The sequence below is a fragment of the Bacillus sp. GbtcB14 genome, assembly GCF_019091205.1.
GTDB classification, from domain to species: domain Bacteria; phylum Bacillota; class Bacilli; order Bacillales; family Bacillaceae_G; genus Bacillus_A; species Bacillus_A cereus_AG.
Window position 1 is genome coordinate 115,188 of record NZ_JAGXJT010000007.1, and the last position, 14,631, is coordinate 129,818.

Here is a 14,631-nt window from a genome sequence, read left to right on the forward strand (position 1 = left end):
TAGGAGGGATGCCTTTCTATGGTAACTTTTAAAATTTTCCAAATTAAAGTTGATACGAAGTTAATTACCCCCTCAGAAAAAGTGATTGTATCTCAGAATGACTTAAACTCAGCGAAATTACTTGTAGAGGTTACCCAAGATAATGAACCATTAATCCTTTCAAATGTGAAAGTGATGGCTGCCTTTAAAAAACCAGATAATAAGTTGGTCTTTCAGAATCAGAAAGTTACGGTGGAAGATGAAAAAAAAGGTCTAGTGTCTATTGTTCTTACAACTCAAACTGTCGCGGCGGCCGGTGAAGTTTTAGGTGAAATTCATATAGAAGATAAAGACTCAAATATTGTGACGAGAAAATTTAGGATTTATGTAGAGGAATCGTATATGGCAGTAGGTGCAATTGAATCCGCCAACGAAATGGGTATTATCCAAAAAGCAATTGAAGCCGGGGAAAAACTTAAAGGCGTTGACATTGCGGGGATTTTAGCGGTAAAAGAAATAGCTGAAGTCGCAAAGACAAAGTCGGAAAATAATTCAGAAATTATTGGAATATTAGAGAAAGATGTAGCGAATTTAAAATTAAACGGTGGAGGCGGTGGTTCTGTACCTTCAGATGTTATTTTATTCGAAGAGTGGAAAGGCGGGGAAAGTGTTACGATTGATTTAGGGACTGATCCAATAGACACAACACCACCTAATAATGTTACAAACTTAGCTGCATCTAATATTACAGGTTCTTCAGTCACATTAACATGGACATCAAGTGTGTCGGGGGATGTTGCAGGGTATGAAATTTATAATGGAACTCAATTCTTAGCTAGCGTAACAGGAACAACTTATAATGTGAGCGGATTGACAACATCAACTTCATACATGTTTTGGGTGAAAGCGAAAGATAGAAGTGGAAATATTGCAAGTGGAGCAAGTATTAGTGTGAAGACAACAAATACAATCCCGCCTGATACAACACCGCCTATCCTTACAATCACACCAGGAACAACATTTACAGATAGTATGACAGTTACAATGAGTACAAATGAAACAGCAGATATTTATTATACGACAGACGGAACAACACCGACAACAGGAAGTACAAAGTATACAAGCGTTATTAACATCACGAACACAACGACTATCAAGACATTTGCAAAAGATGCAGCGGGAAACTTTAGCGCTGTACAGACACAAACATATACAAAGCAAGTTGCTGGAGCATGGGTGACAAATGGATTAGTAAATAAATGGGGTAATGTTGTGAACAGAGTAACAGTCACAAATAATGGATCGTATTATCCAGCTAATGACGAATGGACCCTAGCATTCACGTTAAAACCAAAACCATATATGGATATATTCTCGCAGTTTAGCATAGGCGGCACGAATAACGTAATGAGACTTTATGTTTATGATAACGGGAAGAGAATTTATATGAATATGTTTGATTCATTCGGAGTTAATAAAGAAGTAGCATGTCCGGACTTATTCTCTGATGGGACACTGTATTATCACGTTGTAGTAATGAGAGATAACACTTTAGGTACAATTAGAATGCTTGTTAACAATGTGGAAGTTACATCTTTAACGGGAAATTCAACTGTGACGTTGAATTCAAACAACCTAGAAACAATAAAAATAGGGTTAGCAGAAGGTGGAAATGCCATCAAGAATCTACTTTATTACAATAGAAAACTATCAGCAACAGAATTAACCCAAAATTATAATGCATTACAGTAAGCGGAGGGATAAACATGAAAGGTAAATTAAGAAAAATGAAAGACGCATTCGGAAAATATATTTATCCCATTACTCGTGCAGAAGCTGTTTATGTAAGTGATAATAAAACACTTGCCCAAAAACTTACAGAAATAGGAACGGGTGGTGGGTCGCCAACAAACGTTTTAGCTGGTAAGGTTTGGGCAGTTCTTGGTGATAGCGTGACGGAGGGCGGTTACTGGGATAACTCGACAGGTGTTGAAACAGTTGGAACGCCTGTAAAAACGTATCATGAGCAAATAGTAACAAAGACGGGAGTAACCGCTGTTAGTTATGGTGTTGGTGGTACTTGTATAACAGATAAAGGTGATAATACAGGGATGTGTGTTCGCTATTCGAATATGAGAAGTGACGCTGATATCATCACCGTTATGGGTGGAATCAATGATTATGCTTATTCAGGTAATACCCCTATCGGGACATTCGGAAGTACAGATAAATCAACTATCCATGGGGCAATGAAGGTACTGTGTGAAGGTTTGTTGCAAAAGTATCCAAAAAAGCCTATTGGTTTTATTTTGCCGTTTGGCTTTAATGAATACAAAGGAGCTAATACATGGAAACCATTTGAGGATGCTCTAATTATGAACTTAGAATACTATGGTATTCCATATCTTAATTTAAGAAAAGAAGCGGCACTGAACGCAAATATTGATTTTATTAATCAAAAATACTTCAAATTTAATTACGGTACAACAGCAGGTGATAAAACACACCCAAACACAAACGGTTTCGAAATTATCGCTAATCCGATTGGTAAATTCTTAGAACGTATAGCCAGGTAATTCGTTATAAAATATGACTTATATAACAAACAGGGAGACAAATAACTGACTCTCTTTTTATTTTTGTCCAAAAAGGGGTGGCGGCGGTGGATCAAAGGGAGTATGAACGTATCGCGAAACTAGAAGTACAGCTGCAGTCAATGAATGCTACAGTCATACGAATCGAAGAAAAGTTAGACTCCAATCAGAAAAATTACATGCAGCGTACCGAAATAGAGGAGATGTTTAAGTTTCGTGATAGAGAAATTCGTGACTTGAAACAAGCGCAAGAAAAGCTAGACAGTAACAAAAAAGCTCATATATCGATGTGGATTTCAGGACTGTCTCTGGCAGTCCTTTTATTATTTAACATTTTAAACTTCCTAAAATAAGGAGCTGTTCGTATGAAAAACTTGGATACTGGATCTATCGCTCGTTTTACGTTACTGATCATCGCGGTAATCAATAGTGTACTAAATCTTACAGGTTATCAAACAATCAGTAATGAGTTGGCTAATAATATTGTGGCCGTAATTACTGGAGGCTATGCATTGTACATGGCTTGGAAAAACAACTATTTATCTAATAAAGGTTTGCAGCAAAAAGATGTGCTTGAAAAACATGATTTAAACTAAGGGGGACTTTATTATGGGACATATTGTGGATATTTCAAAATGGAATGGTAATATCGACTGGCCAGTTGCAAAGCAGTATTTGGATTTCGTAATTGCTCGTGTGCAGGATGGCTCAAATTACGTAGATCCATTGTATAAAGGATATGTACAAAGCATGAAGCAGCATAACATTACTTTTGGTAACTATGCATTTTGTCGCTTTGTTTCCATTGCTGATGCAAAGAAAGAAGCACAAGACTTCTGGAGCCGTGGTGATAAGAGTGCTACAGTTTGGGTGGCTGATGTAGAAGTAAAAACAATGGATGATATGAGAGCCGGTACACAGGCGTTTATTGATGAATTATACCGATTGGGGGCTAAGAAAGTCGGTTTATATGTTGGCCATCATATGTATGTACCTTTTGGTATGGCTAACGTAAAAAGTGATTTCGTATGGATTCCGCGTTATGGCGGTAATAAACCAGCATATCCTTGTGATATTTGGCAGTACACAGAAACGGGAAATGTACCTGGTATCGGGAAATGTGACCTAAATTCACTTATAGGGAGTAAGTCACTGTCTTGGTTTACGGGAGCAGCACAAGAGCAAGTACAAGTGGAGGTGCCTAAACAAAATATTATTCAATCAGGTGCTTTTTCGCCATATGAAACTCCTGAAGTTATGCAAGCATTAACATCGGTCAAAATGACAGCAAACTTCTTTTTAAAACCTAATGGAGAAACGTATTTTATTTCCGAACCAACATCGGATAAACAATTAGATGCAATGAAAGATTACCTTGATCGTAAAGGTTGGTGGTATGAAGTTAAGTGAAACATACTATATAACTGCAAAGGAAGCCTATGTGTATGTGAAGTAAAATAAGAGCCGCCCTTCATAATTGGGTGGTTCTTATTTTATCTTTATGTTATTATTTATATATTTAATGTTAAAGGAAATAGGGGGAAGTCATGGATATAGAATTAGTGCTAAAATCTTTAGTTCCATTTGGAAGTGCTCTTTTGGGGGGCTATATCACATACAGCATGTCTAGAGCCAAAGAAAAAAAGGAAGTAGCCAAGAAGCAATTAGAATCTGTATTTGAATTGCAGAAGATAAATTTTAAGTTACTGGGTATGTTTAATGAATTGAAGATTTCATTGCATAGACATGCTTTTTCGGATGTGCAAACGGAAGAATATAGTGGAAAAATAGTCGCGGATAAGATACAAAAATGTTTAAATGAATGGATAGAATTGAATGTCGCATCACTAGCACATGCTGTAAATATGGAGAAAGGTATATTTGAGCTTGTTAAAAAAACACATGATGAAGCTACTGTACATTTTATGCCTGTTACCAAGGCGGAAAATGTCGTTATAAAAGGTATGACAAGGATATATTCAGAGAAAAATATAAGTTCTTTAGAAACAGTATATGATAAAATAGAACATTTACAAACCGCCCTAATGGAACAAGAGAAAGTGTATGTAGAACGGTACATGAAAAAATATAATAAGCACCTTTAAAATAAAGTGAAAAAAGACCGACTAAGAAGTTGGTCTTTTTAATTTATATTTACCAATTCATCAAATTTAAATTCGGTATTCAAACCGAAAGCATCTGTACAGTATATCATTCTTGTCATCGGCTCGATGTGTAATACGTTTATGTACATGTCTTGCACCATTCCGTCACGATAGTAAGAAATGAGTATTTCTTCTTTAGTTTGTAATGATTGTACAAGCCCAAGTTGTAGTTGTTCCTGCATATCCTCGCTAACAATTGGTTTAGGTACATTATTCAAATCATTAAGTATTTCTCTAATTCCTACAAACTGCTCCGGCATACTGGCGAAAGGTTGCCACTTGATCATGCCTCTGCCACGTAACTTTGGTGTACCCCAACTTTGATTTTCCATGATGATCCCCCGATTCGTGTAATTTATGTTCATTATATACGAACGAGTGTTCTTTTTGAAGTGTAAATAAAAAGCGTCTTTAGTGTAGAGACGCTTTTTATTCTATAAAATCCTAAAATCGACTACCGCATCTTTGGTTACGTTTTGTCTTAGCTGGTAAGCTGCAGAAGTGTCATATGGGACAATCATTTCAATAATTTTATTCTCTTTACAACGTAATAGTATTTTTTCTATTACATCATCTTCAATAGAAATCTGTAATTTTTCACCCAACGCATCAACTAATGCGATGTCTATATATTGAAATTCGATATCTTTTTCAGTTACATTAATAAATCGTAAATCTAATTTTAAATTAGTATTTTGTTTTCTAACTCTTTCTAATTCTATTGTTACATTTAAGTTTGATGTCTCTTTATCTAAAAGTATTTCTAAAGTGGTAAGATAATCATCCCTGTTATTTTGCCATAGTCTATAACCATGGTCTTCTAATTCTAAAGAATCGATTATATAATCTCTAAATTTATCTAAACCGTTAGAATCATTCATTTTAAAGGAAATCTGAGTAGGATCAATTGCTCCTTCTATTTTATTGAAGTCAAAGTTCGGCATAAGTACTGAAGAACATTTTTTGGATGTAATCCAAGCAGCACCCATTTCATTTAGGCAGGGTGCACTTTGATAATAATTATCTGAAAGTACGAATAACACCATAGTCTTATTATTATTTAATTCACTTTTTAGATAGTCATAGATGTTCTCTCCGTGCGGAATATCATACCCCGATAACGAACTGCAGAAAATACTGTTTGAGTTTGTTGGGACACCAATACTATTAAGCAGTTTCACTAATTCTTTTACGTATTCTTTATCCCTTGAAGCATGACTAATAAAAATTTTCTCGATTTTATTCTCGATTTTGGGTGTTTGTTGGATGTTTATTGAATTATTTTTCCCAATATTAGTGATATTAGGTGGTTGTTGTGTACTCATTTGTTTATTCCCTTCAGTATTGTTTAATATTTCTTCCAAGTCCATTAGGTAGGTAAGCATAAATGTTTTGATATAATTTAAGGCGTTGGTATTAATAGAAATTTGGTGATTATAAAAAGTATCTAACGTTTTTTTACTTTGATTTAGAAAGTACACGTCTTGATGGTGTAGCCCAGGGGGGACCACATTTGATGACAGCGCTCTTTGGTATTTTTCAAGATCTGAGATAAGTCCCGAAACTGATAAATTTAATATTTGATCTTTAATTACTTCGCCTTTAGTAAAATCGTATACATTGCATTTTCTCGTATTCATAATAAGCTCAAATGTCTCTTTAACTATTTGACGACAATCGTCACCAGGTATTCCTTTTTCTTCGGAGAGTTTTTCTATTTTACTAATAATTAATTTAGAGTTGGCCTGGGATAATCCGATATTATTATATTCTAGAAATACTATTTCTCTAATATCTAATCGTTGCTTTGCAATTCTCAAAACGCTTATTAGAGAATTTTGAATATCGTATTTTTCTTTTTGGAGTTTTTCAATTATTGATTGAATTTTTGTTACGTCTAACAATACAGTCACCTCAAACAAATTTTTAAATATGTAATTTATTAGTTAAAAGTTTTCCATTCTACTAAAGTACGTTTCTTGCAACTACCGCAGTCAAAGTATCCAGATCCTTTTGTAATTCTGAGCTTGTGACTACAGTTAGGGCACTGTATTTCTTGTTTTTCAAAGGCTGCATATATAAAGCCTAACGAAAAAAGAAACAGTGGGATAGCAAATAATAACCCAACTATTGTGATACCTAAAATAACCGAAAATATAATACCGAAGATTCCGAAAACTAATGATGTTCTACGACCATATTTTTCTTTTCCAGAACTCTTTTTTTGCTCTACTTCAATGATGTAATTATTACCGTCTGCTGTTGTTTTTGTCTCCATATTTCTCCTCCTTAACTACTCGTACTTAAGTCAATCAGAGTATTACGAAATATTACTACAAACAAAAACAGTACATTTATTTTATGTACTGTACAACATCTTCAATTTGGTACGTTTTATCGATACCTTTTTCTGAAGCTAATTCATTTAAAGCATCTAGGATTGACTTTAATGTGTCAAAACGTACAAGTCCAACCTCACCATTCACTAGATTACTAATAGTGGCTGGGCGTACCTTGGATTCCACGGATAACTTATTTTTCGTAATCCCGATTTCCTCCATCGTTTCCCCTAAAGTGAATATCATAGAACTCATGGTAATACCTCCGTTCATTCCGATCATTTATTACTTTACATTTTACACAATTTACATATTAAAGTAAAACTTTTTTAGAAACACTATTGACGTATGACTCCTAGAGTTATATATTAATACTAATAAAGTTTTACTTCTAGAGTCATACTCTTGTGTGAAGTGAGAAGGGTGGATCGGTATAAATGCAAAAGATAAGCGAGTACTTCGGTTTAGAAACAAAGTCTGATTGTATTTGGTTTTACGGTTTTTATACTGTAGCTTCTGTTCTTTTACTTATAAATATGCTTATAGCTCACGTGCTATAAGCTCTTTCTTTAACTGAATATTGGACAACCCCCAACCTCGTGAATATCTTGATTCGAAAAAATAGATATACACGAGGTCTAGTTTCCTATTGTCTTTTTTAGGTAACTAAGGAAGGAGATCCACACGAGGAATGACCTAACACTCGTTAAACTTGAACAGGTTAGCTAAGCCGACGTCAGAAAGTTAAGCGTCCTAACGTATAACGTTTCCTTGTTTGCGTTGTTAGGAGTCTAGGCGAGTACGGCCATTAACGGTACGGCGGTTGCTTGGCGTGTTGCGGCACGGGTAGCAGCTGATAATGAAAGAATTATAGGTTACGAGTAATCAAGGATACGCCAGTAGTGCATTTCCTTTCCTGATTCTTTCTGCAGATAGGACAAGCTTTATCTGTAAAAAGTCAGCTGTGTAAGAAATTACAGCGTTTAAACAGGGTGTTACTATACGGATTCCTTAACCCGATAGACCATGATTGACAGAACGTCTCCTTTACGACGCTTTTTATTTTTGAAGCGTTGTAAGGTAGTCATTCTCTGCCCTAGCCGTTGTCCTGTACCCTCATCCCATGATTGTCTGCCGACCACCAAAGTCAAGTATAAAAAACGAAATAAAGATAAAAAAACTTATTAAGGCTGGAGGGGAAGGAATTACTCCTCGATGGTCCAGATATCCTCGATTGGTTTACCGAGTTCTTGAGCTATTCGATATGCTGTATCAAATCGTGGAGTTGTACGATTCTTAACAAGTGAGCTTAAAGTGGAATCATCAATCCCAATACGTTTAGCGAAATCACCTTGTTTAATATCTAATTCAGCAAAAATGACTTTTAACCGACATTTAAACTTCATAAATAATCACCTCAAAACAATAGTTTCTACAAGGGAAGATTAACTCCTTTGAAAATAGTACAGGCATTCAGGCAAAAAAATTTGTTTGGACACGCAAAATTTAATATCTAGGTCATATACCTATATCAATACCACATCAAGACCACGAGGAATACCAAGTGGAACTAAGGACATCAAGAAGGGAAAGGTGAGGAACAATGAGACCTGGATATAAGTACTTAAACCGCATGCCACTGTATCCATCACAAACTTTGTTTAACATGCACGCAGAGGCTGATGATCATGATGAGTTGCAATGTGTGTACGACCACATCGCAGCTCACAATATGCTACAGCATCCATAATACATCGATATCGTTGACTTATTGGGGGAAGAAGAACCTTATGGACCATACAACGAGATAGGGTTCCAGAAAAGGATTGATGCATATTTAGATGATTGTAAACGATGGAGGGATGAGTAATGAGGTGGCAATATGATTACTTAAATGGCACTCCGTATTTGTACCCATCAAAAGAGCTGAAAAGCATGTATAAGGAGTCCAGGGGGAAAGGTGAGGCGAACTCAATCGTAAAGCATATGGAAAGACATGAGGTTTTTGATAATAAAGAATACCGTGGTTATTACAGTTTATCTAATGAAATCATGGATGACTTATATGGGGATGAGGAAGAGATCCTTGAGTGGGAGGAAGTTATGGACCAGTACCAACCAATACTGAAAGCTAAGGGATTACACCTGAAAAGAAAGAGGGATTCGTTATGACGCTTGCGGGAGAGGCTGTAGTAATTTGGACGGCGACGGGATTGTCTGTAGTGGCGATGAAGGCAGCTGAGAAAATGGGTATGAGTGTTCCGCATTGGCTTCCACGTATGACGATGTATACAACTCTCACCGGCTCGTTTCTGTATCTTCTACGTTATGTGCTAATGGTGTTTCTTTGAAGGAAGGGAACTTAGAATCATAGGACACTTTGTTATATAAGAAAAATAACTTGTACGTAAATCTTCCAGTAAAGAGCAATTATATCCTATAAGGATATATAAGGAGTGAACCCCTATGCTTGAATTATTATTAATACCTGCAGTTTCGCTGGGATACGCTTTGGTAAACAATAGATTAAAAGGTAAAGAGGATGATAGAAAGAAGATTCAAGTGTTCTTTGAAGTAAGTGGAATTGCGATTAGGAAGGATGAAAAATTACATTATCCAGTTTTCCTCGAAAGAAAAGAAGATGATCGTAGTACGACTTATGTATATAAACTTCCGTTAGGGATGCCCTCGAAATTAATACAAAAAGTTGAGGATGTTGTTTCTGAGGGATTAAACAAACCTGTACGTATCAAATACGATAATTACAAGATAATAATCCGTGTATTCAGTAAACGTATACCGGAAAAATGGAATTGGAATGAGGAGTTAGTAAAAAAATGGGAATGGAAAGTACCCATGGGGCAAAGCCTAGAGAAGCTAATTTATCACGACTTTGATAAAACGCCTCATATGGTATTAGGCGGTCTCACACGAATGGGAAAAACTGTATTTATGAAAGTGCTACTTACGACCTTGATTGAAGCAAATCCTGAACATGCTCACGTTTATTTAATCGATTTAAAAGAAAGGGGGTTGGAATTTAGCGAGTTCAGTAGTTTGAAACAAGTAATGGAAGTAGCTGATTCTGTGGAAAAAGCACATCATGTATTAAAACAAATTATGAGTAAAATAGAAGAACGCGGGAAATTCATGAAGAATAATGGATACAAGAATATAGTTGAAACAAAAGAAAGAGATCGGTATTTTGTTATTGTTGACGAGGGGGCTGTACTTGCCCCAGCAAAAGGATTACCACGTCATGTTAATAAGATCCGAGAAGAGTGTCAGTATATGCTTAGTTATATCGCAACTGTATCAGGCGGTTTAGGATTTCGTTTGATTCTGGCTACCCAGTATCCTACGGTTACTTCGATCCCATCAGTAGTTAAGCAAATGTCTGATGCGAAGTTAGGATTCCGATTACCAACCTATAAGGCGTCTGAGGTTGTGCTTGATGAATCAGGGTTAGAAACATTACCATCGTTACCTGGTAGAGCTATTTATAAAACAGATCGATTAACAGAACTGCAGGTACCTTTTATTAGTGATAAGCAGATGTGGAAACACCTAAAACAATACGAGGTTGAGGTGAAGAAAGATGAACATCCAGACACATATCAAAATCAACCGTCAGATGACGATTCTGACCTCGATTAGAAAGTTGAAATTCGCAACTCGTAGACATCTAATGGCGGTGCATGATATGGGGGGCATACGTAACGCAAATCGTATTTTAAAAGACCTCAGTCCCTATGTAAATAATACAGTATACCAAAAAGAGTACGTGTACTACTTAAATAAAAAGGGCCGTGAACTGTTCGACGATACAGAAAAGATTGTACCAAATAGTCGATTAGCTCACAGCCTTATGCGTAATGAAGCGTGGCTCTATCTGTTTTGCCCTGACGACTGGCAGATAGAAACACCTATACGTTATAAAGTAAATGATAAAAAGATGACAATTATTCCTGATGTGAAGTTCAGGGATGATGAAGGTACACTAAATGCTGTAGAAATAGATCGTACACAAATGATGAACGTAAACGCAGAGAAGATGAGCAGATACAGGGAGTTTTCGTTATACTACAAAAATAAATATAACGGAAAAATACCTTTAATACATTTCTTTACGGTGACGGAATATAGACAAAAAAAACTGGAGCAACTTGCAGCTAAATATGATGTGTATGCTAAGGTTTATGTGGTTCTAGGAGTTTAAAAATCAGGAGGTAATTACTATGAAAAATGAAGAAATCACGCATTTATTCTTAAGTCGATAGACATGTATGGTGACCTCTACATGAAGTAGAAGAAGTACAATCAGAAGAAGAGTGAGGTTTCACTCTTCTCTTTTTATTTTATAATCTTGCTTAGTCCTGTATATCAATATATAAGCAATAACTTGATTTCACTTGCTCAAAAAGAGACATAGTTATTTTATAATTTCCTTTAGTGAAAGTCTGCTTAGTTGTTGTTTTATTATTTATGATAGTATCAATTTCTTTATCCAAATTTAATTGAGGATTGATCATAACAATCCATTTTTTTGCTAATTCAACTGTTGATTTATTGACTACAATTCCAACATCAAAGTTATTTTCATCATCACCATCTACAGTAAATTGTGCACCTATTTCATAGTTTCTTTCAAGATTAGGAGTGTATATATCAACTGTAGGATCTATCGACATGTATTTGAAATTCTCATTATATTTTTTATTTACTTCAGTAATAAGTCTTTGTGCTTCATTAGATATAGACTTTTTCAGCACAATTGAACTACCCGTCCAATATGTATAATCATTACCATCCATAGTTAATGCCTTTGATATATCAGCAATTCTTTTTTCAGCTTCGGGATCAATTGTTTTTACGATAGCATTGTATAAAAATTGTGCATACTGCTCACGAGTTACGATACTTTTAGGTTTAAATAGATTATCCCCTGTACCAGCAGCAATTTTATTTTCTTGTAATGCGCTGATAGCATTTGTTGCCCAGTAATTTTTATCTACATCTTTGAAAGTGGTAGTAGATGTCGCTTTGAAGTTAAAAGCCTTTGTTAATACAGAAGCCAATTGTTCGCGTGTTAATACATTATCTGGACCAAACTTCCCATCACCAAATCCACTTATAATACCGGCTTTACTAAGAGTTAAAATTTCTTTTTCAAACATATGACCTTTCACATCGGTGTAAGGGTTTGGTAAGTTAGGTGCATCCACTGGCTTCAAGTAGGCATATAACATTCTCGCTACTTGTCCACGTGTAATATTATCACCAAAACCAAATATTCCATTTCCATAGCCCGAAATAATGTCCCTAGATTTTAGAACCTGAATCGCCGTATATGACCAATGATCTGGAGGAACATCTGTAAATTCTCTTATTCTTTCTGCTTGTACATTTGTTAGAGGGGTTAGTGTTGTTGATGCGATAACTGTCCCTGCTAAGATTAGTTGTTTAAAGTTCATAATTAAATCCCCTTATCCTTAAAATAGTGTGTTCATAAAAAACACTGCACACCATATGATAAATATTAACATATAATGATTTTAAATTATATGTTAATTATGGGAAATCGTTTTAAGGATGTTATTTTATTTTTGGGGTGTTTTAACCTATCTAAAAGAAAGTTCAGGGCATTGAATCAGAACGTTAGAAAAACATACGAGTTTGCAAGCAGACTTAGATGAGTATGCATGGGAGGTATTAACAGGACTTATTGATGCTTCTAAATAAACTGCAAAACATACAGTATTAAAACCTTAGAACCCTATAGTAATAATACTTATATATTACTACTAATAATATAATATATATTTATAAGTTATATAATTTATATTATATATATAAGGTATATTTTTTATAGAGGGGGTTCTTTTTTCTTTTTGTTTTTATTAGTTATTGTTGTGTATTGTTTACCCCCTCCTAAATTTTTGAGATTTATATATTTTTATTTTGACGACTGTAGAAAGTCGTCTTTTTGTATTGGTAATAGATTGCCAGTTTACTCTTGGAGTTATATAATGCAGACATAATATACGTTAGGATACTAATAGAAGGAGTGGTAATTGTGGCGTATGCTGTTTATGTACGTGTATCAAGTGATAAGGATGAACAGGTTTCTTCTGTAGAAAATCAGATTGATATTTGTAGATATTGGTTAGAAAATAATGGTTTTGAATGGGACGAGCATGCTGTGTACTTTGATGATGGTATATCTGGGACGGCCTGGTTAGAGCGGCATGCAATGCAGAGGATCTTAAATAAAGCTAGAAAAAAAGAACTCGACACAGTTATATTTAAATCTATACATCGATTAGCACGTGATTTAAAGGACGCGCTGGAGATTAAGGAGATCCTTTTAGGCCACGGAGTAAGACTAATAACCATTGAGGAGGGTTATGACAGTCATTACGAAGGTAAGAATGATATGAAGTTTGAGATGTATGCGATGTTTGCATCGCAGTTACCTAAGACATTATCTGTTTCTGTAACAGCTGCTTTAGCGGCGAAAGTGCGTAGGGGTGGTTATACTGGTGGGTTTGTCCCATATGGTTATGAAATTGTAGATGATAAATACGCAATTCATGACGAGGAAGCCGCTCTTGTCAGGGAAATATTTGAATTATATTCACAAGGATTTGGCTATATCAAGATTGCAAATACCATAAATGATAAGGGTGCGCGCACAAGGAAAGGGGCGCCTTGGACATTCTCTACATTATGCAAGATGATTAAAAACCCGGCTTACAAAGGCACCTATACAATGCAGAAATATGGGACAGTAAAAGTAAATGGTAGGAAGAAGAAAGTTATAAATCCTAAAGAGAAGTGGGTGATTTTTGAAAATCATCACCCTGCAATAATTAATCATGAATTATGGGATATGGTTAATGATAAGGATCCTAATAAATTCAAAAAAAAACGCCGCGTATCAACATCTAATGAATTAAGGGGTATAACGGTTTGTGCACATTGTGGTACAGCGATGAGTAAGAGAAATAGCATAAACGTAAGTAAGAACGGAAAAGCCACAGAATATTCATATATGATTTGTAATTGGAGCAGAACTACAGCACGTCGAGAATGTGTAAAACATGTGCCGATACACTATAAGGATTTAAGAGCATTAGTGCTGGATAAATTGAAAGAAAAAGAAAGTGTTTTAGAAAAAGAGTTTTATTCGGATGAAAATCGACTACATGTTAAATTGAAAAAACTTAACAAAGATATTAAAGATTTGAAAGTTAAGAAAGAGCGTTTATTAGACTTATATTTAGAAGGCGAAAGAATTGATAAAGATACTTTTACTGTTCGTAACAAAAAACTGGAAAAAGAAATAGAATTAAAAGAACTGGAGATACAGAAAGCAAACAATATCGAAACTCAAATGAAAGAGAAACAAGAAGTAAGGGACGCATTCGCCTTGTTAGAAGAGTCGAAAGACTTAAATAGTGTATTTAAAAAATTAATCAAAAGAATAGAAGTGGCGCAAGATGGGGCTATAGATATCCATTATAGATTCGCAGAATAAATTTATACGCCTTA

19 protein-coding genes are annotated in these 14,631 nt (G+C 35.2%); 13 read left to right on the forward strand and 6 right to left on the reverse strand.

Features of this window, described 5'->3' with window-relative positions:
• Positions 1–18: 18 nt before the first annotated feature.
• The 6 genes from KVT31_RS20905 to KVT31_RS20930 all read left to right on the forward strand — a co-directional run bounded on the left by KVT31_RS20905 (position 19) and on the right by KVT31_RS20930 (position 4,678).
• Positions 19–1,731: a chitobiase/beta-hexosaminidase C-terminal domain-containing protein gene (locus tag KVT31_RS20905; protein WP_217563153.1), complete on the forward strand. Its 1,713-nt coding sequence runs from the start codon at positions 19–21 to the stop codon at positions 1,729–1,731.
• A 14-nt stretch (positions 1,732–1,745) separates the two neighbouring features.
• Complete coding sequence (locus tag KVT31_RS20910) at positions 1,746–2,555, forward strand: SGNH/GDSL hydrolase family protein (RefSeq protein WP_253631361.1); 810 nt, start codon at positions 1,746–1,748, stop codon at positions 2,553–2,555.
• A gap of 86 nt (positions 2,556–2,641) precedes the next feature.
• Positions 2,642–2,926 carry a hypothetical protein gene (locus KVT31_RS20915; protein WP_217613600.1) on the forward strand — a complete coding sequence of 95 codons (285 nt, stop codon included), beginning with the start codon at positions 2,642–2,644 and terminating at the stop codon, positions 2,924–2,926.
• Positions 2,927–2,938: 12 nt separating this feature from the next.
• A complete protein-coding gene (locus KVT31_RS20920) occupies positions 2,939–3,169 on the forward strand; it encodes a phage holin (RefSeq protein WP_217563256.1) in 231 nt (76 codons plus the stop codon).
• 13 nt (positions 3,170–3,182) lie between these two features.
• Positions 3,183–3,983: a GH25 family lysozyme gene (locus KVT31_RS20925; protein ID WP_217613601.1), complete on the forward strand. Its 801-nt coding sequence runs from the start codon at positions 3,183–3,185 to the stop codon at positions 3,981–3,983.
• A 137-nt stretch (positions 3,984–4,120) separates the two neighbouring features.
• Complete coding sequence (locus KVT31_RS20930) at positions 4,121–4,678, forward strand: hypothetical protein (RefSeq protein ID WP_217563230.1); 558 nt, start codon at positions 4,121–4,123, stop codon at positions 4,676–4,678.
• Between the two features lie 38 nt (positions 4,679–4,716).
• Here KVT31_RS20930 and KVT31_RS20935 read toward each other — a convergent pair whose 3' ends face one another.
• The 4 genes from KVT31_RS20935 to KVT31_RS20950 all read right to left on the reverse strand — a co-directional run bounded on the left by KVT31_RS20935 (position 4,717) and on the right by KVT31_RS20950 (position 7,332).
• Complete coding sequence (locus KVT31_RS20935; RefSeq protein WP_217613602.1) at positions 4,717–5,070, reverse strand: YolD-like family protein; 354 nt, start codon at positions 5,068–5,070, stop codon at positions 4,717–4,719.
• A gap of 102 nt (positions 5,071–5,172) precedes the next feature.
• A complete protein-coding gene (locus KVT31_RS30390; RefSeq protein ID WP_253631366.1) occupies positions 5,173–6,642 on the reverse strand; it encodes a toll/interleukin-1 receptor domain-containing protein in 1,470 nt (489 codons plus the stop codon).
• A 38-nt stretch (positions 6,643–6,680) separates the two neighbouring features.
• Entirely contained in the window at positions 6,681–7,016 is a 336-nt protein-coding gene (locus KVT31_RS20945) for a hypothetical protein (protein WP_217613603.1), read from the reverse strand.
• 76 nt (positions 7,017–7,092) lie between these two features.
• Positions 7,093–7,332, reverse strand: a complete 240-nt coding sequence (locus KVT31_RS20950; RefSeq protein WP_253631365.1) for a helix-turn-helix domain-containing protein — start codon at positions 7,330–7,332, stop codon at positions 7,093–7,095.
• A 182-nt stretch (positions 7,333–7,514) separates the two neighbouring features.
• On the opposite strand from KVT31_RS20950, the gene KVT31_RS20955 reads away from it, so the two are divergent.
• Complete coding sequence (locus KVT31_RS20955) at positions 7,515–7,637, forward strand: DUF3961 domain-containing protein (RefSeq protein WP_142291219.1); 123 nt, start codon at positions 7,515–7,517, stop codon at positions 7,635–7,637.
• A 645-nt stretch (positions 7,638–8,282) separates the two neighbouring features.
• Here the strand turns inward: KVT31_RS20955 and KVT31_RS20960 are convergent.
• Positions 8,283–8,483, reverse strand: coding sequence for a helix-turn-helix transcriptional regulator (locus tag KVT31_RS20960; RefSeq protein WP_217613605.1), 201 nt, complete (start codon positions 8,481–8,483; stop codon positions 8,283–8,285).
• A 197-nt stretch (positions 8,484–8,680) separates the two neighbouring features.
• On the opposite strand from KVT31_RS20960, the gene KVT31_RS30395 reads away from it, so the two are divergent.
• The 5 genes from KVT31_RS30395 (at position 8,681) to KVT31_RS20985 (ending at position 11,296) form a co-directional block, all read left to right on the forward strand.
• A complete protein-coding gene (locus KVT31_RS30395) occupies positions 8,681–8,827 on the forward strand; it encodes a hypothetical protein (RefSeq protein WP_253631364.1) in 147 nt (48 codons plus the stop codon).
• A gap of 119 nt (positions 8,828–8,946) precedes the next feature.
• Positions 8,947–9,249, forward strand: coding sequence for a hypothetical protein (locus KVT31_RS20970; RefSeq protein ID WP_217613606.1), 303 nt, complete (start codon positions 8,947–8,949; stop codon positions 9,247–9,249).
• On the forward strand, positions 9,246–9,428 hold the full coding sequence (locus KVT31_RS20975; RefSeq protein WP_050821861.1) for a hypothetical protein: 183 nt from the start codon (positions 9,246–9,248) through the stop codon (positions 9,426–9,428). Before KVT31_RS20970 ends, KVT31_RS20975 begins: the two co-directional genes overlap by 4 nt.
• 115 nt (positions 9,429–9,543) lie before the next feature.
• Positions 9,544–10,734, forward strand: coding sequence for an FtsK/SpoIIIE domain-containing protein (locus KVT31_RS20980; protein ID WP_217613607.1), 1,191 nt, complete (start codon positions 9,544–9,546; stop codon positions 10,732–10,734).
• Complete coding sequence (locus KVT31_RS20985) at positions 10,676–11,296, forward strand: replication-relaxation family protein (protein WP_217613608.1); 621 nt, start codon at positions 10,676–10,678, stop codon at positions 11,294–11,296. Before KVT31_RS20980 ends, KVT31_RS20985 begins: the two co-directional genes overlap by 59 nt.
• Positions 11,297–11,447: 151 nt before the next feature.
• Here KVT31_RS20985 and KVT31_RS20990 read toward each other — a convergent pair whose 3' ends face one another.
• Complete coding sequence (locus KVT31_RS20990) at positions 11,448–12,551, reverse strand: S-layer homology domain-containing protein (RefSeq protein ID WP_217613609.1); 1,104 nt, start codon at positions 12,549–12,551, stop codon at positions 11,448–11,450.
• Between the two features lie 602 nt (positions 12,552–13,153).
• On the opposite strand from KVT31_RS20990, the gene KVT31_RS20995 reads away from it, so the two are divergent.
• Positions 13,154–14,617: a recombinase family protein gene (locus tag KVT31_RS20995; protein WP_217613610.1), complete on the forward strand. Its 1,464-nt coding sequence runs from the start codon at positions 13,154–13,156 to the stop codon at positions 14,615–14,617.
• Positions 14,618–14,631: the final 14 nt, after the last annotated feature.